This is a genomic window from Vibrio sp. Vb1337, assembly GCF_033338715.1.
Lineage (GTDB): Bacteria > Pseudomonadota > Gammaproteobacteria > Enterobacterales > Vibrionaceae > Vibrio > Vibrio alginolyticus.
Map to the genome: position 1 here is coordinate 21,907 of NZ_JAWOTD010000021.1, position 18,758 is coordinate 40,664.

20 protein-coding genes and 1 other RNA gene are annotated in these 18,758 nt (G+C 44.3%); 10 read left to right on the forward strand and 11 right to left on the reverse strand.

Translation table 11 applies throughout. From position 1 onward, the window contains the following. The first annotated feature begins 62 nt into the window (after nucleotides 1–62). From R7E42_RS19290 to mscS, 3 genes are all read left to right on the forward strand, one after another. Complete coding sequence (locus R7E42_RS19290) at nucleotides 63–1,223, forward strand: phosphoglycerate kinase (RefSeq protein ID WP_005384547.1); 1,161 nt, start codon at nucleotides 63–65, stop codon at nucleotides 1,221–1,223. 154 nt (nucleotides 1,224–1,377) lie between these two features. Next, nucleotides 1,378–2,454: a class II fructose-bisphosphate aldolase gene (gene fbaA / locus R7E42_RS19295; protein WP_005380996.1), complete on the forward strand. Its 1,077-nt coding sequence runs from the start codon at nucleotides 1,378–1,380 to the stop codon at nucleotides 2,452–2,454. A gap of 424 nt (nucleotides 2,455–2,878) precedes the next feature. Then, nucleotides 2,879–3,745: a small-conductance mechanosensitive channel MscS gene (mscS, locus tag R7E42_RS19300; RefSeq protein ID WP_005384548.1), complete on the forward strand. Its 867-nt coding sequence runs from the start codon at nucleotides 2,879–2,881 to the stop codon at nucleotides 3,743–3,745. 47 nt (nucleotides 3,746–3,792) lie between these two features. Here the strand turns inward: mscS and R7E42_RS19305 are convergent, their stop codons facing one another. Both R7E42_RS19305 and R7E42_RS19310 read right to left on the reverse strand, forming a co-directional pair. Next, entirely contained in the window at nucleotides 3,793–4,275 is a 483-nt protein-coding gene (locus tag R7E42_RS19305; RefSeq protein WP_005380994.1) for a YbaK/EbsC family protein, read from the reverse strand. 26 nt (nucleotides 4,276–4,301) lie between these two features. Then, entirely contained in the window at nucleotides 4,302–4,931 is a 630-nt protein-coding gene (locus R7E42_RS19310) for a LysE/ArgO family amino acid transporter (RefSeq protein ID WP_213963118.1), read from the reverse strand. Nucleotides 4,932–5,078: 147 nt separating this feature from the next. Between R7E42_RS19310 and R7E42_RS19315 the strand changes: the two genes are divergently transcribed. Both R7E42_RS19315 and R7E42_RS19320 read left to right on the forward strand, forming a co-directional pair. Next, the gene (locus R7E42_RS19315) at nucleotides 5,079–5,975 is read left to right on the forward strand and encodes a LysR family transcriptional regulator ArgP (RefSeq protein ID WP_005380990.1); all 897 of its coding nucleotides are present in this window, start codon (nucleotides 5,079–5,081) and stop codon (nucleotides 5,973–5,975) included. A gap of 208 nt (nucleotides 5,976–6,183) precedes the next feature. After that, the gene (locus R7E42_RS19320) at nucleotides 6,184–6,876 is read left to right on the forward strand and encodes an oxidative stress defense protein (protein WP_167415450.1); all 693 of its coding nucleotides are present in this window, start codon (nucleotides 6,184–6,186) and stop codon (nucleotides 6,874–6,876) included. Between the two features lie 71 nt (nucleotides 6,877–6,947). Here the strand turns inward: R7E42_RS19320 and serA are convergent, their stop codons facing one another. From serA to R7E42_RS19345, 5 genes are all read right to left on the reverse strand, one after another. Beyond that, nucleotides 6,948–8,180: a phosphoglycerate dehydrogenase gene (gene serA / locus R7E42_RS19325; protein ID WP_005384551.1), complete on the reverse strand. Its 1,233-nt coding sequence runs from the start codon at nucleotides 8,178–8,180 to the stop codon at nucleotides 6,948–6,950. A gap of 274 nt (nucleotides 8,181–8,454) precedes the next feature. Further along, on the reverse strand, nucleotides 8,455–9,111 hold the full coding sequence (gene rpiA, locus R7E42_RS19330) for a ribose-5-phosphate isomerase RpiA (RefSeq protein ID WP_005380982.1): 657 nt from the start codon (nucleotides 9,109–9,111) through the stop codon (nucleotides 8,455–8,457). 53 nt (nucleotides 9,112–9,164) lie between these two features. Next, a complete protein-coding gene (locus R7E42_RS19335) occupies nucleotides 9,165–9,764 on the reverse strand; it encodes a 5-formyltetrahydrofolate cyclo-ligase (RefSeq protein WP_025768838.1) in 600 nt (199 codons plus the stop codon). Between the two features lie 5 nt (nucleotides 9,765–9,769). After that, nucleotides 9,770–9,954, reverse strand: a non-coding RNA gene (gene ssrS / locus R7E42_RS19340) — 6S RNA. Between the two features lie 8 nt (nucleotides 9,955–9,962). Beyond that, complete coding sequence (locus R7E42_RS19345) at nucleotides 9,963–10,271, reverse strand: cell division protein ZapA (protein ID WP_005384553.1); 309 nt, start codon at nucleotides 10,269–10,271, stop codon at nucleotides 9,963–9,965. A 249-nt stretch (nucleotides 10,272–10,520) separates the two neighbouring features. Between R7E42_RS19345 and R7E42_RS19350 the strand changes: the two genes are divergently transcribed. From R7E42_RS19350 to R7E42_RS19360, 3 genes are read left to right on the forward strand one after another with little or no spacing between them, the layout of a single operon-like run. After that, nucleotides 10,521–11,099: a YecA family protein gene (locus R7E42_RS19350; RefSeq protein WP_005380976.1), complete on the forward strand. Its 579-nt coding sequence runs from the start codon at nucleotides 10,521–10,523 to the stop codon at nucleotides 11,097–11,099. A gap of 23 nt (nucleotides 11,100–11,122) precedes the next feature. Next, a complete protein-coding gene (gene ubiH, locus R7E42_RS19355) occupies nucleotides 11,123–12,301 on the forward strand; it encodes a 2-octaprenyl-6-methoxyphenyl hydroxylase (protein ID WP_167415449.1) in 1,179 nt (392 codons plus the stop codon). 31 nt (nucleotides 12,302–12,332) lie between these two features. Then, nucleotides 12,333–13,541, forward strand: coding sequence for an FAD-dependent 2-octaprenylphenol hydroxylase (locus tag R7E42_RS19360; RefSeq protein ID WP_318072926.1), 1,209 nt, complete (start codon nucleotides 12,333–12,335; stop codon nucleotides 13,539–13,541). 65 nt (nucleotides 13,542–13,606) lie between these two features. Here the strand turns inward: R7E42_RS19360 and R7E42_RS19365 are convergent, their stop codons facing one another. The 3 genes from R7E42_RS19365 to ygfZ all read right to left on the reverse strand — a co-directional run bounded on the left by R7E42_RS19365 (nucleotide 13,607) and on the right by ygfZ (nucleotide 15,887). Beyond that, nucleotides 13,607–13,813 carry a DUF1107 domain-containing protein gene (locus R7E42_RS19365; protein WP_005380970.1) on the reverse strand — a complete coding sequence of 69 codons (207 nt, stop codon included), beginning with the start codon at nucleotides 13,811–13,813 and terminating at the stop codon, nucleotides 13,607–13,609. Between the two features lie 639 nt (nucleotides 13,814–14,452). Further along, a complete protein-coding gene (locus R7E42_RS19370; RefSeq protein WP_053306796.1) occupies nucleotides 14,453–14,926 on the reverse strand; it encodes an aminoacyl-tRNA deacylase in 474 nt (157 codons plus the stop codon). Next, nucleotides 14,919–15,887, reverse strand: coding sequence for a tRNA-modifying protein YgfZ (gene ygfZ, locus R7E42_RS19375; RefSeq protein ID WP_054577171.1), 969 nt, complete (start codon nucleotides 15,885–15,887; stop codon nucleotides 14,919–14,921). The genes R7E42_RS19370 and ygfZ overlap by 8 nt, the downstream gene beginning before the upstream one ends. A 189-nt stretch (nucleotides 15,888–16,076) precedes the next feature. On the opposite strand from ygfZ, the gene R7E42_RS19380 reads away from it, so the two are divergent. Both R7E42_RS19380 and R7E42_RS19385 read left to right on the forward strand, forming a co-directional pair. After that, on the forward strand, nucleotides 16,077–16,337 hold the full coding sequence (locus R7E42_RS19380; protein ID WP_005380951.1) for a succinate dehydrogenase assembly factor 2: 261 nt from the start codon (nucleotides 16,077–16,079) through the stop codon (nucleotides 16,335–16,337). Beyond that, entirely contained in the window at nucleotides 16,306–16,767 is a 462-nt protein-coding gene (locus R7E42_RS19385) for a protein YgfX (RefSeq protein ID WP_224721353.1), read from the forward strand. Before R7E42_RS19380 ends, R7E42_RS19385 begins: the two co-directional genes overlap by 32 nt. Nucleotides 16,768–16,789: 22 nt before the next feature. On the opposite strand, the gene nadB is transcribed toward R7E42_RS19385, so the two are convergent. Beyond that, nucleotides 16,790–18,403 carry an L-aspartate oxidase gene (gene nadB / locus R7E42_RS19390; RefSeq protein ID WP_005380947.1) on the reverse strand — a complete coding sequence of 538 codons (1,614 nt, stop codon included), beginning with the start codon at nucleotides 18,401–18,403 and terminating at the stop codon, nucleotides 16,790–16,792. Nucleotides 18,404–18,758: the final 355 nt, after the last annotated feature.

The following is an 18,758-nucleotide window of genomic DNA, read 5'->3' on the forward strand; positions in this document are numbered from 1 at the left end:
GGCTTGGCAGGGTTGCCGAGTTTTCAAAAACTTTAATTATTAAATATTTGAGAGGACACATCATGTCTGTAATCAAGATGACTGACCTGGATCTTGCAGGTAAACGTGTATTTATCCGTGCTGACCTAAACGTGCCAGTAAAAGACGGTAAAGTAACTTCGGATGCACGTATCATCGCATCTCTTCCAACTATTAAGCACTGCCTAGAAGCAGGCGCTAAAGTAATGGTTACGTCTCACCTAGGTCGCCCAACTGAAGGTGAATACGCTGAAGAGTTCTCTCTACAACCAGTTGTTAATTACCTAAACGACGCACTAGATTGCGAAGTGAAGCTAGCAAAAGACTACCTAGATGGCCTAGAGCTAAATGCGGGTGAACTTGTTGTTCTTGAAAACGTTCGCTTCAACAAAGGCGAAAAGAAAAACGACGAAGAGCTATCTAAGAAATACGCAGCACTATGTGACGTATTCGTAATGGACGCATTCGGTACGGCTCACCGTGCTCAAGCATCTACTCACGGCGTTGGTATGCACGCAGACGTAGCATGTGCTGGTCCTCTACTAGCGAACGAACTAGAAGCGCTAGGCAAAGCAATGGACAAGCCAGCTCGCCCAATGGTTGCTATCGTTGGTGGTTCAAAAGTATCTACTAAGCTAACGGTTCTTGAGTCTCTATCTAAAATCGCTGACCAACTCGTTGTTGGTGGTGGTATTGCTAACACATTCATCGCAGCTGCTGGCCACAACGTTGGTAAGTCTCTATACGAAGCAGACCTAGTTGAAACAGCTAAGAAGCTAATGGACGAGTGTGCAATTCCAGTAGCAACTGACGTTGCATGTGCGAAAGCATTTGACGAGAACGCAGAAGCTGAAATCAAGCACGTTTCTGAAGTACAAGACGACGACATGATCTTCGACCTTGGTCCAGATTCAACTGCTGAACTAGCTGAAATCCTTAAAAACGCTAAGACTATCCTATGGAATGGTCCAGTAGGCGTATTCGAATTCAAGAACTTCGAAGCAGGTACTAAAGGTATCTCTGAAGCTATCGCAGCTTCTGAAGGCTTCTCTGTTGCTGGTGGTGGTGACACGCTAGCGGCTATCGACAAGTTCGGTATCAAAGCGGATGTATCTTACATCTCTACTGGCGGCGGCGCTTTCCTTGAGTTCGTAGAAGGTAAAGTTCTTCCAGCAGTAGAAATGCTAGAAGCACGCGCTAAGTAATTAAAGCAAAGCGGGGGAGTGATTCTCCCGCTTTCTTGTTTGCTGCAACGTGTGAGGAACTCTGCTAGAATAGCCTCAGTTGTGAGCAAACGTTTGCAAGATTTTCAACTTAACAAGTTTTGTTTAAAAACGACAGATAAATAGGATTACATCCATGTCTAAGATCTTCGACTTCGTAAAACCAGGTGTTATCTCTGGCGATGACGTTCAGAAAGTATTTGAAGTTGCAAAAGAAAACAGCTTTGCACTTCCAGCAGTAAACTGTGTGGGTACTGACTCTGTAAACGCAGTACTTGAAGCAGCTGCAAAAGTTAAAGCTCCAGTTATCGTTCAGTTCTCTAACGGTGGCGCTGCTTTCTTTGCTGGTAAAGGTCTAAAACTTGAAGGTCAAGAAGCTCAAATCCTAGGTGCTGTTGCTGGTGCGAAATACGTTCACGCTGTAGCTGAAGCTTACGGTGTTCCAGTAATCCTACACACTGACCACGCAGCTAAGAAACTACTTCCTTGGATCGACGGTCTACTAGACGCTGGTGAAGAGTACTTCGCGCAAACTGGTAAGCCACTATTCTCTTCTCACATGATCGACCTTTCTGAAGAGTCTCTAGAAGAGAACATCGAAATTTCTGCTAAGTACCTAGAGCGCATGGCTAAAATGAACATGACTCTAGAAATCGAACTAGGTTGTACTGGTGGTGAAGAAGACGGCGTTGACAACTCTGATATGGATGCGTCTGAACTATACACTTCTCCAGAAGACGTTGCATACGCATACGAGAAACTAAGCGCAATCAGCCACCGTTTCACTATCGCAGCATCTTTCGGTAACGTACACGGCGTATACAAGCCAGGTAACGTTGTACTAACTCCAACTATCCTACGTGATTCTCAAGCGCACGTTTCTGAGAAATTCGGTCTTCCAGCGAACTCTCTAAACTTCGTATTCCACGGCGGTTCAGGTTCTTCTCTAGAAGAAATCCGTGAATCTATCGGCTACGGTGTAATCAAAATGAACATCGATACTGATACACAGTGGGCTACTTGGGATGGTATCCGTAAGTTCGAAGCTGAAAACCACGATTACCTACAAGGTCAGATCGGTAACCCAACTGGTGAAGATGCACCAAACAAGAAGTACTACGATCCACGCGTATGGCTACGTGCAGGCCAAGCTTCAATGGTTACTCGTCTAGAGCAAGCATTTGCTGACCTTAACGCAGTTGACGTACTATAATCGTTACTGATTAAGTTACCTAAAAACCCGCTCTTTGAGCGGGTTTTTTTATGTCTATCATTTTTTTCCCGGCTGCTTTCTCCCGATATTTTTATGCGTTAGATTGTATTTGCTAGTGAGATATCTCACCTTTAACGTTTTTTTAAAGAAAACATGGGAATATCAGTCTTAAGAGTGGCGAAATCAGAGTGCATTGCGTAACCTGTAACAAGTCAGTGTCAGAAAGCTCTGATAAAGTCTTGTTTTGCATATCTTTGCGAAACTCTGACTTTGAAAAAAGTCAGAGTTGGGATATTGTGCCAAAAATCTGACACTGTTCAGTGGAGCAATAGGGATGTTGTTTTAGAAAAGAGCCTTTAAAAAACAAGGTTCATAAATTAACGGCAATTGGATTTATATCTCTTTATTTTTGAGGATAAGAATTATGGCAGGTGAATCGGTGGGTATCGATACCACTTTAACGGATGGTCTAACTCAGGCTGAAACTTGGCTGACAAACAATTCAGATCTACTGGTTCAGTACGGTGTGAACATTATCTCTGCGGTGCTTATTCTGTTTATCGGTAATCTTATCGTTAAGGCAGTCGCTGGTAGTGTTTCTAAAGTACTAGAAAAGAAAAACATGGATAAGGCCGTCGTTGAATTTATTCACGGTCTTGTTCGTTACTTGCTATTTGTAATCGTGCTAATCGCGGCTCTTGGTCGATTAGGAGTTCAAACCGCTTCTGTTGTTGCTGTGATTGGTGCGGCAGGTCTTGCTGTTGGTCTTGCACTACAAGGTTCACTATCAAACTTTGCAGCAGGCGTACTTATTGTTGCGTTCCGTCCATTCAAATCAGGCGACTACGTAGAAATCGGTGGTGTAGCGGGTAGTGTTGAAGCAATTCAAATCTTCCAAACAGTTCTAAAAACACCAGACAACAAAATGGTTGTTGTGCCTAACTCTTCAGTTATCGGCGGTGCCATTACTAACTACTCTCGCCATGCGACACGACGTGTCGACCTAGTGATTGGTGTTTCATACAAAGCAGACCTTAAACTAACGAAGAAAGTGATTCGTGAGACGCTAGAGAAAGATCCACGTATCTTGAAAGACCCAGATATCACAATTGGTGTACTTACGTTAGCAGACTCTTCAGTTAACTTTGTGGTTCGTCCATGGGTGAAAACTGCAGATTACTGGGGCGTATACTTTGATGCAATGCAAGGTATTAAAGAAGCATTGGATGAAAATGGTATCGAGATTCCATTCCCACAAATGGATGTTCACCTGAACAAAGTCGACGCTTAATCAAAAGCAGTCGATATTCGAAAGCGAGGCCAATAGGCCTCGCTTTTTTATATTTCGTAAAGGGTGTGATGACCAGCAAGTAAGAGGCGTTTTAGATGTTTACCTGCAAATCCAAATGTGAACTCAGGTAAGCCAGGCGTATAGAGCAACTCTTGATGTTGATAGAGATTGGTATCAACAATGATAGTGATGTATTCCGGTAAGCCTATTGGGCAAACCGCGCCGGGTACGCAACCTAACACTTCGACCATTTCATCGTCATTACAAATAGAGGGACGTTTACCTGTAATCGCTTTAATCTGCTTGGCATCGAGGCGCGAGTCCTTATCTGTCAGATAAACCGCGTAACCTTGTCCTTTGAGTGTTAAAAAGAGGCTTTTGGTATGCGTACCCGTCCAACCAAGCTCTCTCGCAATGCGTATATCTGTCTCAAAGTCTAAGATGGCTTCGTGCTGCCATTCCCGAAAAGGAATAGAGAGCGCGTTGAATCGCTCTCTATTGTTGTTATAAATACGTTTTAGTGACTCCATGTCTTTGCTGCCTTACTACCTGGTGATTACCAATACTTATCAATAAGCTCACTCGCTAAGATATACGCTATTGTGAACATCATCATTGCGATTGCAATGTCGATGGTTTTTTTCACTTTTGGTTGAGAGAGTGTTGGACCTAGTTTGGCTGCTCCTATCGATAAAGTGTAGAACCAAACAAAGGAAGCCATAATCGTACCTAGTGCAAAAGCAATGCGATCATGGCCTTCAAATTGTCCACCGATCGAACCTAGAATAACGACTGTATCTAAATATAAGTGCGGATTAAGCACAGTGACAGCTAACGCACCTAGAATAACCGTTCGACGACCTCGAGCTACAATCTCCCCTTTAGATTCCGATTCACTCTCTGGATTAAAAGCACTTTTAAGCGAGAGCAGTCCATAGAAGCTCAAGAAAGCAATACCACCAAGTGTCACCGACGTCAGTAAGATTTCATTTTGAGACAGAATTGCACCACCACCAAAGATACCTAGAGAGATGAAAATCATATCTAGCACGCTACAAATAGTGGCGGTTGTTAGGTGGTGGTTACGCTTTATGCCTTGATTTAAAACATACGCATTTTGCGCCCCGATCGGAATGATCATTGATGCTCCTAAACCAAAACCTTGCAATAGAACCCACAAGCTCACACTTCACCTCACTTCAAAATAACAAATACATTTATAGAAAGGGGAAAGATAAAGCGTTTATCTAAATAAGTATAATTAATGATTTTAATCTTACATTAGATAGGCTAATTTAACGGGAGGCGTTTGATCAGGAGTGAGAGGAAAGGTATGCGAGGGTTAGATTACAAATGGATTGAGGCATTAGATGCTATAGTTTATCAGGGTAGCTTTGAGCGTGCTGCCGAGCATTTATTTGTTTCTCAATCCGCCATTTCTCAACGTATCAAGCAGTTAGAGAAGTTTCTCGCGCAGCCTGTTTTAATTCGAAGCCAGCCACCTAAGCCAACGCCAATTGGTAAAAAATTGTTGGGTCTTTATCGGCGAGTACGCTTGCTAGAGCATGAAATTCTCCCCGAACTAAAGAATGATACCAGTACGCGACCTGTGCAACTCTCTTTAGCGACTAATGCAGATAGCCTTGCAACATGGCTACTGCCAGCGCTGCAAAATGTTATGAAGCAGCGTCAAGTTGAACTAAAACTGACTATCTATGGTGAATACCGCTCTATTGAAAAACTCAAAAGTGGCGAAGTGACAGGAGCGATCAGCTTGGAGTCCCAGCCAATCCCCGGATGCAGAGCAGACTATTTAGGTCGCATCGATTATGTTTGTGTCGCGAGCCCAGAGTTCTATCAGCGTTATTTTTCTAAAGGCGTAAATAATCAGACATTGGCAAAAGCACCGGCCGTTTCATATGACCAATATGATGATCTACATAAAACATTTCTTACCGAGCATTTTAACGTCAATCCTGACAGCGTTATTCATCACAACATCAGTAGTTCTGAAGCGTTTCTAAAAGTGGCGTTAGCTGGTGTTGCTTATTGCTTGATCCCCCGCTTGCAAATTACCGACGAATTAGACAGAGGTGTGTTGGTTGATGTGACTCCAGGTTTTTTAATGTCCCATCGGATTTATTGGCACCACTGGCAGTTAGAAACTGGGGTATTACAAGAAATCTCACACGCGATAGTGGGGTATGCGCAGCAGCATCTACCTCAATAAGTTTGTCAGAGCTGCATATCGTTAACTTAAGTATGTTTTGTTTAAAAATTACGCCAATGTTACATAGTCAAAGTTGTGTTAGAAGTCACTATGGGTGCTTGGATAATCGGCGGAAGTTTCTATTATGAAACCACACGCTTTCTCAGCCATGATAGTGATGTTGGAATCTGAGATTAAGTACTTAATTTTGTATGGATGGATTTATTGAATGAAATTGTATTCATTTTTGCTGGCTTCAGCACTCAGCCTTACCAGTGCTTCAGTTTTGGCGAATACGCCAGTGTTTGCTCATGTTACGACAACGGGGTATGGCGAAGTGACGGCCACACCTGATATGGCTACGTTTTCTGTAAAAGTAGTCGATACGACAATGACGGCTGAACAAGCGAAATTGTCCGTAGATAAAACCGTTGAAGAGTTTCTAAAAAGCTTATCGGATGCCGGCTTGTCAAAAGACAATATTACTAGCTCGAATTTATACCTTGCTCCTCAGTACCATTACCCTAAATCAGGGAAAGCAGAACTTGTTGGGTATCGAGCATCTCGCAGTATTGATGTCACGGTGACGGATCTGAAAAACCTTAACCAATACCTAGATATGGCGTTAGAAGCGGGAATTAATCAGGTTGATAATATTCAACTTAAGGTAAGCAACCAAGCCGAGTATCAGCAAAAGGCACGAATGGCTGCGATTAAGGACGCAAGAGAAAAAGCAGGGTCATTAGCGACTGGTTTTGAGAAAAAGTTGGGCGATGTATGGCAGATCAATTACAGACAGATGCACGTTCAGCCTGTGTTAATGCGTTCAATGGCGATGGATAGTAAAGAAGGAGCGAATAGCTACCAAGATTCAACTATGATCATTCGCGATCAAGTCGATGTCATTTATAAGCTAAAGTAAGGCTTAGCAAACAGTAAAAAGCAAAAGGCAGGGAGTCATAACCCCTGCCTTTGTCGTTTCTGTTTCACTGTTTAGTGAAGGATACGGGCACGGATTGTGCCTTCAATGTTTTTGAGCTTTGTTAGAGCTTCTTCTGAGCGCTCAGTTTCAACGTCGATCACTACGTAGCCTATTTCAGCGGCTGTTTGTAGGTACTGCGCGGCAATGTTAATGCCTTCTTCAGCAAAGATGGTGTTGATCTGAGTTAGGATACCAGGACGGTTCTTGTGGATATGAAGCAGACGAGAACACTCACCACTGTGTTCTGGTAATGACACTTCAGGGAAGTTTACGCTTGAAAGTGTCGATCCGTTATCAGAGTACTTAGCCAGTTTACCCGCCACTTCTAAGCCGATATTTTCTTGTGCTTCTTGTGTTGAACCACCAACGTGTGGAGTGAGAATGACGTTATCGAATTTTTGTAAAGGAGACTCGAACGGGTCAGCATTCGTTTTTGGTTCAGTTGGGAATACATCAATTGCAGCGCCAGCAAGGTGACCAGCTTCTAAGCTATGGCAAAGTGCAGGAATATCCACAACGGTGCCACGTGCCGCGTTGATAAAGATGGAACCTGGTTTCATTCGAGCAAATTCAGCTTCACCCATCATGTTTTTCGTTTCCGGTGTTTCGGGAACGTGCAAAGAAATCACATCACATTTGTTCAGTAGTTCACTCATGGTATGTACTTGCGTCGCATTACCAAGGGACAGTTTGTTCTCAATATCGTAGTAGTAAACGCGCATACCTAAGTTTTCGGCAATAATACCAAGCTGAGTACCAATGTGACCGTATCCGATAATGCCAAGGCACTTACCACGAGCTTCGTAAGAGTTGTCTGCACTTTTCTTCCAAATACCGCGATGTGCAAGTGCATTCTTTTCAGGAATACCACGCACTAGTAAAAGGATTTGCCCAAGTACAAGCTCTGCCACGCTTCGAGTGTTAGAGAATGGTGCATTAAAGACAGGAATACCGCGTTTTGCTGCTGCGTCTAGGTTTACTTGGTTAGTACCAATACAAAAACAGCCAATTGCAACCAGCTTGTTCGCCGCATTGATTACCTCTTCGGATAGGTTCGTACGGGAGCGGATACCAATGAAGTGTACGTCTTTTACCGCTTCAATTAGTTCTTCTTCCGGAAGGGAACCTTTATGGTATTCAATGTTGGTATAACCAGCTGCTTGAAGAACTTCAACTGAAGAAGGGTGGAGTCCCTCTAACAAGAGGATCTTAATCTTTTCTTTTTCCAGTGAAACTTTGGCCATTTTTTCTCGTCCTTAAAATGGAAAGGTGGGCTAATGTGGCGCACATTGGACAAAACTATTAAAAAGGGGATAATTAACAGTTTTGTAGGAAGACAAACGTTTCCCTGTGCGTCTTCTGTTCAATAAAGTAACAAAAAAAAATTGCTTTGGGTAAGAAAATTACGGAATAAGAGATAATTTTCTTATAGAAAGGAATAAAAAACGGTGCCTTGCAGCACCGTATGTAATGAAATAACAGAAAAGTGAACCAGATAGGTTCATTTTGGGCTGTTATTTATTCTTCAATTTTTGCACCTTCTGGTGTGCCAGTGATCACTACGTCTGCACCACGATGAGCGAAAAGACCCACAGTCACCACACCAGCGATGCCGTTTATTTTGTCTTCCATTTCTTTCGGGTTGGTAATTTGCATATTGTGCACATCCAGAATCACGTTGCCGTTGTCAGTCACAACGCCTTCACGGTAAGCTGGATCACCACCTAGTTTTACCAATTCACGAGCCACGTAAGAGCGTGCCATTGGGATTACTTCAACAGGCAATGGGAACTGGCCAAGTACGTCAACTGCTTTAGTGCCGTCAACGATACATACGAACTTATCAGAGATTGCTGCGACAATTTTCTCACGAGTCAGAGCCGCACCGCCGCCTTTGATCATTTCACGTGCTGGGTTGATCTCATCTGCGCCATCAACATACACATCCAGCTTCATTACATCGTTACACTCGTATACTTCAATACCAAGCTCTTTAAGGCGCTCAGTTGAAGCGACAGAGCTAGACACTGCACCTTTAATATCATCTTTGATAGTGCCTAGTGCATCGATGAAGTGATTCACGGTAGAGCCAGTACCAACACCGACAATGCTGCCTTTCTCAACATATTTTAGTGCTGCCCAACCAGCCGCTTTTTTCATTTCATCTTGAGTCATGCCAATCTCCTGAATAGATGTTCGTTAACGTTTGCGGGCGTGATTATAGCGGCTTACTTGTCACTTTCCCATTGCCATATTTGGCTTGGGGTCACGATCTTAGGCAATGGAATGTCCCAGCTTTCAATTGGTAAGCGTTCTACATGTTGGCAGTCATGAGCGATACCGACAGGTTTAGCACCCTCTCCAGTTATAAACCAACGTGACAGAGTACGATCGTAGTACCCCCCGCCCATGCCTAAGCGGTGTCCGATGCTGTCGAACCCAACTAAAGGTGTGCAGATTAAATCAAGCTGGCGAACGGGTTTGAGGTGTCTGATATCGAGCTTGGGCTCTAAGATGCCGTACTTGTTGTAGACGAGCTGTTCATCACTTATATACTGAAGAAACAGTAACTGACCTTTAGAAAAGGGATGGATGACGGGCAGATAAACCGATTTTCCCTGTTGCCATAACCATTCAATGAGCGGTTTAGTATCAAGCTCACCGTCTGCAGAAAGGTAGATGGCAATATGTTGCGCCTGCTCGATTTCAGGAAGTTGGGAAAATTGAGTAATAAGGTCGATTCCCGCTTGGTATTGTGTATCACTGCACAGAGCGTTGCGCTTTTCACGAATCAGTTTGCGGAAGTCTTGTCGAGAGAGGTCTGACATAGAGAGAATACCCCAGGGTGCCGTTGAGGATTGTGGCCCTTGAACCAGCTGGTTCAAGGCGGATCAGCAATGACAACCGTAGGCTTCTCGGTGCATGCCGAGCTTGCTCAATAGTTACCAAATACTAACCCTTAGGTATTGCTTATCGGCTCAGGGACTTAAATCCTGCTGACGCACACCCCAGGGTAAATTTTGTATTTACTGCTGTCCTTGCGTAACTTTGCTTAGTGCGTTCTCTAAAGACGCGGTGAGCTTTTCCATTCGCTCAGTAATTTCTTGCTGTTGACCATTGGATTCGTATGACTTGGTGTGCAACTCATAGCAAATATTCAATGCAGCAAAGGTCAGCAGTTGGATTTCATTGGTTACCTTAGTACGTTCGCTCATTTCTTTCAATCGGCGATCCAGATCTTTTGCCGCTGCAACAAGAGACTCTTCTTGTCCTGTCGGACAATTCACTCGTGTAAGTTTGCCTAATATTTCAACGTCGATCGCTTGATTGCTCATGATGAATAAACTCTATATTCGCGCTATCTAAGGTGTTGCTTCATACAACTACCGAGGAGCAAACTATAGGAAAACCGCTATTAAGATTCAAGCATTTCCCATCACAGAAAGAGAAATGATGACGAGATCACACAGGAATTGGGCAAATTGAACAAATGCTGTCCAAAATTGAATTTGATAGCCGTTTCAGACCACTAACCTTGATGGTAGGATATACCAATACATTATTACGTAAGAATGAGCCAAGTTATGAGTGAAATCACCCTTCCTGAATACCAATCTATTGCTGCTGAACTGCAATCGGCAAGCCTGGCTGTGACACCGGCGGAGTTACATGGCTTATTTGTTGGCATGTTAAGTGGTGGATTGGCGATCAATGATCAAACTTGGCAGCCGATTCTTTTTGACTACACCAATGATGGGATGGGGTGGCCCTCGACAGCACTCACTTTTGCTCAGAGCATATTCAACGTTACTGTTAATGAGCTTACTGGCACATCAATGGAGCTGTCTTTACTATTGCCAGATGAGCCGGGCGAAGAAGGCTTATTCGCATTAGCCGACAGTGTGTCCGACTTTGTAAACCACTTTATTTCTGGGCTAGGTCTAGCAGGCGTTGCGCTTAACAAAGCATCTGATGACGCTAAAGAAGCACTGGCTGATCTAGAAGAGATTGCCAAATTAGGCATTGATGAAGATGACGATCTTGGTGAACAAGCGCAATTGCTAGAGCAAGTGATTGAGCACATCAAAGCTTGCGTACTAACGATTCATGCTGAATTTGGTGTTCGTCCTGAAAGCAGCGACAAAAAACCTACTATTCACTAATCGTAGACCGTCCAGAGGTTAGTATGAAGCAATATGATGTAGTCATTGCTGGTGGTGCCATGGCTGGTGCAACGTTAGCATTGGCGATTGACCATTTGTCTCAGGGAAAGCTCCGCATTGCCGTCGTTGAGCCTTTTAAAGCACAATCAGATATGCACCCTGGTTTTGACTCTCGCTCAATCGCATTGTCTTACGGTACTGTCAATCTGTTGCGTCAACTACAGCTCTGGACGTCAGTAGAACCGTTTGTCACCCCCATTGAACATATCCACGTTTCTGACCGTTCTCATGCTGGGATGACGGAGATTACCAAGCAAGAGGTTGGGGTGGGAGCTCTAGGGTATGTTGTAGAATTAGCCGATGTTGGGCGTGTATATCAAGAATTATTAGACAGCAGCGAATCAATTACGCTGTTTTGTCCTGACTCGGTTACCGATATCGAGCGCGAGCAAAACTGTACCCATGTGACGTTGAAAAGTGGTGAGCAACTTGAAGCAAAACTGCTGGTGGCTGCAGATGGTGCTGTTTCGACCTGTTGTCAGAAAATTGGTCTAGAACTTTCTGAGCAAGATTTTGAACAAGTGGCTGTCATTGCCAATATTGTGACTCAAGAACCTCATCAAGGTAGAGCCTTTGAACGTTTTACTGAAAATGGCCCTGTTGCTTTATTGCCAATGAGTGACAATCGAATGTCCTTAGTTTGGTGTTTGCACCCTGAAGAAGCCCAAGCCGTTCTTGAGTTATCTGATCAAGCATTTCTCCAGCGTTTACAGAACTATTTTGGTTGGCGTTTAGGCGCGATGAAAAAAGTGGGGCGCCGTGCAAGTTACCCATTGCTTCTTCGCCATCGAAAGCAAAATATTTCACATCGCTTTGCGATTGTTGGAAATGCGGCGCAAACGCTGCACCCGATAGCTGGACAAGGCTTTAATCTCGGTATTCGCGATGTAGTCTCACTAGCAGAAGAAATTGTGCAGCAAAGTGAGGATGTGGGTCTTTATCAAGGCCTGATGCGCTTTAGTCAACGTAGAGAAACAGATCGAAGCGAAACTATTTGGCTAACCAGTGCCTTGGTGCATGTTTTTTCAAATGATTTACCCGCGATGCGAATTGGCCGAAATACTGCCTTAGCAGCGATGGATAACCTTTCTATTTTTAAGCAGCCGCTACTACGCCATACACTTGGCTTGGTAAAACGATGAACGGCCGCACTGAATTAGGTAATAAAAAGCAATGATGCAAAGTGTAGATATCGCCATCATCGGCGGAGGGATGGTTGGGTTGGCACTTGCTGCCGCGTTCAAAGACAGTGATCTGCGTGTCGCCGTTATTGAAGGTAAAGTGCCAGATGATTCGTTGAAAGAATTGCCCGATGTTCGTGTGTCTGCGCTGAGCCGCTCTAGTGAGACGATTTTGCGTAAACTTGGTGCTTGGCAGGGCATAGAACAGCGCCGAGCTTCGCCTTACCATGGCATGGAAGTATGGGAACAAGATAGCTTTGCCAGCATTGAATTTAATGCACAAAGTATGGCACAACCTGATTTAGGGCATATTGTTGAGAATCGTGTGATTCAACTTACACTGCTTGAACAAGTCCAAAAGCTCGATAACGTCACGATGTTTATGCCTGCACGTTGCGCGACTCTCGCGGTCGGTGAGCAAGAAAGCTGGCTGACGCTCGATAATGGCCAAGCCATGACCGCTAAATTAGTGGTCGGAGCCGATGGGGCGAATTCGTGGCTTCGCCATCAAATGGATATTCCATTAACGCATTGGGACTATGGTCATCATGCTTTGGTCGCGAATGTCAAAACTGCTATGCCACACAACAGCATTGCGCGCCAGATATTTACTCCTCACGGACCGTTGGCATTTTTGCCAATGTCGCAACCAGATATGTGCTCTATTGTTTGGTCCACGGAGCCAAATCGAGCAGAGCAGTTAGTGGCGATGAGTGAACATGATTTCAATAAAGCGTTGACGAGTGAGTTTGATGCTCGACTTGGTCTATGTGAAGTAGTGGGAGAGCGTGCTGCGTTTCCTTTGAAAATGCGCTATGCGCGAGATTTTGTTGTCGAGCGAGTCGCGCTGGTTGGTGATGCGGCCCATACCATTCACCCATTAGCGGGGCAGGGTGTGAATTTAGGTTTATTAGATGCGGCCAGTCTTGCTCAAGAAGTATTAGCACTTTGGAAGCAGGGTCAAGATATCGGCAGTAAACGCAACCTAAGAAGCTACGAGCGTTGGCGAAAAGCGGAAGCGGCAAAGATGATCGCTACTATGCAAGGGTTTCGAGATTTGTTCTCTGGCGAGAACCCTGCTAAGAAGCTTGTTCGTGGCATTGGCTTGAGTTTAGCGGGGCAACTGCCGGGAGCGAAAGATGAGATCATGAAGCGCGCGCTTGGTTTAAAGGGACACTTGCCGGATCTGGCGCGTCAGTAAGTGCAAAGCGAACTTCAAATACACAAAAGGCTGGTTAATCCAGCCTTTGTTTTATCAACATTTTGCTAAGCATATGCGCATCGGAGTTTCATTATTTCTTGATTGATCTCTTTGACCGCTCGGAAATGGCGTTGCTCTGCTTTCTCCGGCAGTATTAACTTACCGTTATCAAACTCGAATCTACCGACCCCGTAAATATAAATTCTTCCTTTAAAAAGACGACTTATATGTTTAGCAATCATACTTGGTGTATAGCGCTTAAACAGTCTCATATTTACTTTCCTTTTATCTAGCCTAGCCTAGGTATTCTACGTTCTGGACGCGAAAATTATTGTGACAGCAATAGTATTAAATACAGATGTAGGGTGTTGCGTCAGAGAATTGTGTTGTCTTAGACAATTTGACAGTGTCATCTCTTAAATAGCGTGAGGATTACCCCAAAAATAACCTCTCTAAAGGAACCCTTACGCCAATACACTCCTTTTTACGTGACGCATTAAGCAATAGTTTTGTTACAGAATTAAGAATAGAACGAAAACGGTTGTTTGCTAGTTGTTTCTATTAAGGTCGTGCCTCGCGCAACACACTTTACGTTCTAACGATTAGAGGAAATGAAAGAGAAAAAGTTCCACGTAAAAAAAAGCCCGCTTCAGCGGGCGAATAGTCACAGATGCATTACACAAAAGTGGATAACTAACTGCATGAATGCTGTCACTCAGCTAGCTGACTCACTTTATATCGGTTAAGTACTTGTTTGAAACTTAACCAACAAATTCAGCATATACGAGTTTTATCTTTGTGACTATTTATGTTTTATATGTGATTAAAAATTCTCATGTCTATTTTTGTAGATATGAGCGAGATCACGCAGTGATAGAAACACTACGTGTCATTACATTGTTTTTAGACGATTAACGACAGATCTCAGCTACGGTCGGCTGGCACAATTGGATAAGATCTTGAATAGAAAGCGCCAGCCCAGCCATTCGATCGCCACTGCTGATCGTGACTTCCTGTTCTTCTAGTAAGCTGGGGTCGAACACGATTGGCATATGACGTTTGAGTAACAGAGGAGTGACAGTACCAACTTTGTAACCAGTGATGGACTCAACATCGGCTTGATCAACACAAGTCATCCGGCGACATTTCAGTAACGAGCGCACTTTTTTGGGATCAACGCTACGATCACCTGGTGCACAGGCTAGTGCATATTGATTACCCATGTCTCGTAGCAAGATTGCTTTCACCATTTGAGAAGGGCGAATGCCGCGTTGGTGCGCGGCATCCTCAATGGTGGTTGCTGGTCTTTGATGCGGTAACAGACGAAACGGAATGTGTTGGTCTGTGAGAAATTGCATCAAAGGAGTATTGATTGTATTACTCATCATCAAGACTGTAAGGCAGTGATTCGATTGTCCATTCACATTCTGGTTGCGCAACCAAACGAAGACGAGTGTCTTCATCGAGATTATTAGGCAGTACGATCAGGCCAATCGCGTGATTGTCACTGAACTGGTAGTGATTTAACAAAGCACCTACTGAACGCCAGTTTTCACCTACGCTGCGTTCGAGCTCAATTGGTTCGTCACTGAATGGAGCAGAAGTTGCACCTTTTACGATATACATCGCACGTTTATTGGTACCGCGATACTTCGCTCGTGCTACCGTTTCTTGTCCCGTGTAGCAGCCCTTTGTGAAGCTTATGCCTCCTAAAGCTTGCACGTTAAGTGCTTGTGGAATGTGAGCATTCTGCGCGGATGCAGAGACAAATGGTAGACCTGCCTCAATATCGAAACGATTCCAAAGCTCATTTGTCGTAAAGACAGCGTCGGTAGTTTCAACGATTTGCTGTGCTTCTGGCGCACTTAATATCAGTAACCAGCGATCTTGTGCAACTTGCACTGCTGTGCCACCGTCAACTGGGCGAACGCTGCCAGTTGTCTTGCTCATTGTTGAAATGAATTCGTCGGCTTTGACGCCAGCAACACCTAAGATAACGTCATCAGAAGCTTCAATCGTTACTTTAGAGAAAATGGCGTATTTCTTTATTTCATTAAGTTCTACGTCAATCGCCGATTTTGGTTGGATCATGCCGTAGCCATCATGATGATGGAAAAGGCGGAACACGCTCCACACTTTGCCTTTTGCATCACAATGTGCGCCCAGTGTTGATTGGTCTTGTTCTAAAGAAACAACATCGCAGGTAACCTGACCTTGTAAGTATGATTTTTTATCGTCACCGATCATGGTGATCATGCCGAAGTTATCCAGCAGTGAGATAGATAACTCTGGAAGTGCGTCTTGAGTTGAGAGAGGTAATGCTGAAAAACGAGTTTGCCATTCCATAATTACAATGCCTTTTGAAGATATTTTTCCGCTATGTTATACCCAAATAACCTTGAGATACTAGGGGAGCGATTTACGAATCAACATTTGTCTGCTTTCACTATCGTATTGTGACCCGCACACTAGTGACGTAGCACATCCCTTGTTACACTCCGCACTAACAACAAGACATCTATGAAGGAATAGTGAATGTACACTCCGGAAGAAAAAGCGCGTATTAAATGGGCTTGTCGTCGAGGCATGCTTGAGCTTGACGTAGTAATTATGCCGTTTTTTGAAGAGTGCTTTGATACTCTGAGTGAACAAGAGCAGCGTGACTTTGTTTCTTTACTTGAATGCGATGATCCTGATCTGTTTACTTGGGTAATGGGGCATGGCCGTAGCGAAAATTTAGGTCATGCAGCAATGGTTGATAAAATTGTCGCCCATAACCTCAGCAAAGTTCGTTAATTTTACTGCTTCTCCCTCTCTGACTGCCCGAGTCCTCAATGTTGTACTTTTCTTATTGATGACTTGGGCTGTTATCCTCTCTAGCATTCCGCTCGTATTATCGACTTATTTGTTATTACTGATTGTTAAGGCTCTCTCAAGCCAAGGCCTTGTTCAACCTACAAGTCATGGGCATTGGTATGTGCACTGCGATGGCTCGGTTAGGTTTGATGCCCTTGAGTATGGCGAATACTCGGAAGATATTGAGTCCGAAAAGGGTCATTTACAGCGAGTCGATACATCGGCATCACCATTCAAGATAACATTCCAATTGCAATCTGGCCGTAGTGTTACGATTTGGCGTGATAGCTGTGACGATGAGCAGTATCGTCAACTATCTTTGGTATTACGCCAATGGGAAATGAAACAGGGAGCTAATGCTCCCTGCTGATGTAATAGTTTAATTGGTAAAGTTAAAGCTGTTTAGCTGGAACCAAAATCGTTGGTCCGCTGTTTTCCAGTTGGTTCGGATAGTCAAGCGTGTAGTGCAAACCTCGACTCTCTTTACGCTGCATCGCACAACGAACCATCAACTCTGCTACTTGTAAAAGGTTACGCAGTTCTAATAAGTTGTTCGACACTCGGAAATTGCTGTAGTACTCGTGTGTTTCTTGTTGCAACAGTTGGATACGGCGTAAGGCGCGCTCTAAACGCTTGTCAGTTCGCACAATGCCCATGTAGTCCCACATAAACAGACGAAGCTCGTGCCAGTTGTGCTGAATGATCACTTCTTCATCACTATTGGTTACTTTACTTTCATCCCAACATGGCACCTGTGAGGGTAGCTCAACGTTAGTGTGATGTTTTAGAATATCTTTTGCCGCAGACCAAGCATAAACCACGCATTCGAGAAGTGAGTTTGATGCCATGCGGTTAGCACCGTGCAGGCCGGTGTAGCTAACTTCACCAATCGCATACAAATTTTTCAGATCGGTGCAGCCATTTCTATCCACCATGACACCGCCACAAGTGTAGTGTGCAGCAGGTACGATTGGGATTGGCTCTTTAGTCATGTCAATGCCCAAGTCCATCAAACGTGAATAAATGGTTGGGAAGTGTTTCGTAATAAAGTCAGCAGGCTTATGGCTGATGTCGAGATACATACAGTCGGCACCTAAACGCTTCATTTCGAAGTCGATAGCACGAGCCACGACGTCACGCGGAGCAAGCTCTTTACGTTCATCGAAATCCGGCATAAAGCGAGAGCCATCTGGACGACGCAGGTAAGCACCTTCGCCACGCAACGCTTCAGTCAGCAAGAAGTTACGTGCTTCTGGGTGATATAAACACGTAGGGTGGAACTGGTTAAATTCCATATTCGCCACACGACACCCTGCACGCCAAGCAATCGCAATACCATCACCAGACGACACATCTGGGTTAGAGGTGTATTGATAAACCTTTGAAGCACCACCTGTAGCGAGAACCACAAATTTGGCTCGCACGGTTTCGACATGCTCTTCGTTGCGGTTCCAAATATAAGCACCGATAACTTTGTTTTTATCACCGCCAATTTTGTCTTCGGTGATTAAGTCCAGAGCATTGTGACGTTCGAGAACATGAATGTTTGGATGGTTATGAGCGTTATCTTGCAGGGAGGTTTGCATCGCCATACCTGTCGCATCTGCCGCGTGAAGAATACGACGACGGCTATGACCACCTTCACGAGTTAAGTGGTAGCGAGGTTCATCGTCAGAGTCATCTTCTTCACGATCAAATGGGACACCACCGTCAATCAACCACTGTACACACTCTTTTGAATGCTCAGCAATGAACCTTACGGTCTCCTCATCGCAAATACCATCCCCGGCGATTTGCGTGTCTTCAACGTGTGAATCAATGGTGTCTGACTCATCAAATACGGCAGCGATACCGCCTTGAGCATAGTAGGTTGCCCCTTCGCTGCGTGGTCCTTTACTCAGCACCATCACCTTACAGTGGTTAGCAACGCGCAAAGCCAACGACAAACCTGCCGCGCCACTCCCTACCACTAATACATCACACTCATGTTCACGATTTGTGTTCATATAACTTTTATAATCCCAAGCTAAGGTAACAAAGTTACCTTGTGTATTATTTGCACACCATGTGCATTCCATTATCGCGACATCTGTCGCTAAGGGCTAAGTTGGGAGACCTATCGACGTCCGTGTTACGGCGGTGACTGAGCCACTCTTCTTTTTCATGCAGAGCATGAGCATGCTTCCTAAGTTATAATTTGTAACGCGGTGTTCAGATAGCCATTAGCCATGCAAATGAAAAGTAATAGTTTGTCAATGCCATTGCTTTTCCATGCTCGACCCAGCACAATCTGGGACAGAGATCATTCATTATACCCATTTCCCTCCAAGATGCTCGCTTGTCAAACTTAGACTAAAGTCA

What these genes read in the sequence shown, in the direction of transcription:
- R7E42_RS19370 (WP_053306796.1), bottom strand. Translation starts at nt 14,926, where the DNA reads ATGAGTAATACAATCAATACTCCTTTGATGCAATTTCTCACAGACCAA.
- ubiH (WP_167415449.1), top strand. Translation starts at nt 11,123, where the DNA reads ATGAAGCAATATGATGTAGTCATTGCTGGTGGTGCCATGGCTGGTGCA.
- ygfZ (WP_054577171.1), bottom strand. Translation starts at nt 15,887, where the DNA reads ATGGAATGGCAAACTCGTTTTTCAGCATTACCTCTCTCAACTCAAGAC.
- R7E42_RS19335 (WP_025768838.1), bottom strand. Translation starts at nt 9,764, where the DNA reads ATGTCAGACCTCTCTCGACAAGACTTCCGCAAACTGATTCGTGAAAAG.
- serA (WP_005384551.1), bottom strand. Translation starts at nt 8,180, where the DNA reads ATGGCCAAAGTTTCACTGGAAAAAGAAAAGATTAAGATCCTCTTGTTA.
- mscS (WP_005384548.1), top strand. Translation starts at nt 2,879, where the DNA reads ATGGCAGGTGAATCGGTGGGTATCGATACCACTTTAACGGATGGTCTA.
- R7E42_RS19305 (WP_005380994.1), bottom strand. Translation starts at nt 4,275, where the DNA reads ATGGAGTCACTAAAACGTATTTATAACAACAATAGAGAGCGATTCAAC.
- R7E42_RS19345 (WP_005384553.1), bottom strand. Translation starts at nt 10,271, where the DNA reads ATGAGCAATCAAGCGATCGACGTTGAAATATTAGGCAAACTTACACGA.
- R7E42_RS19320 (WP_167415450.1), top strand. Translation starts at nt 6,184, where the DNA reads ATGAAATTGTATTCATTTTTGCTGGCTTCAGCACTCAGCCTTACCAGT.
- R7E42_RS19350 (WP_005380976.1), top strand. Translation starts at nt 10,521, where the DNA reads ATGAGTGAAATCACCCTTCCTGAATACCAATCTATTGCTGCTGAACTG.
- R7E42_RS19290 (WP_005384547.1), top strand. Translation starts at nt 63, where the DNA reads ATGTCTGTAATCAAGATGACTGACCTGGATCTTGCAGGTAAACGTGTA.
- R7E42_RS19315 (WP_005380990.1), top strand. Translation starts at nt 5,079, where the DNA reads ATGCGAGGGTTAGATTACAAATGGATTGAGGCATTAGATGCTATAGTT.
- rpiA (WP_005380982.1), bottom strand. Translation starts at nt 9,111, where the DNA reads ATGACTCAAGATGAAATGAAAAAAGCGGCTGGTTGGGCAGCACTAAAA.
- R7E42_RS19365 (WP_005380970.1), bottom strand. Translation starts at nt 13,813, where the DNA reads ATGAGACTGTTTAAGCGCTATACACCAAGTATGATTGCTAAACATATA.
- R7E42_RS19360 (WP_318072926.1), top strand. Translation starts at nt 12,333, where the DNA reads ATGATGCAAAGTGTAGATATCGCCATCATCGGCGGAGGGATGGTTGGG.
- R7E42_RS19380 (WP_005380951.1), top strand. Translation starts at nt 16,077, where the DNA reads ATGTACACTCCGGAAGAAAAAGCGCGTATTAAATGGGCTTGTCGTCGA.
- nadB (WP_005380947.1), bottom strand. Translation starts at nt 18,403, where the DNA reads ATGAACACAAATCGTGAACATGAGTGTGATGTATTAGTGGTAGGGAGT.
- fbaA (WP_005380996.1), top strand. Translation starts at nt 1,378, where the DNA reads ATGTCTAAGATCTTCGACTTCGTAAAACCAGGTGTTATCTCTGGCGAT.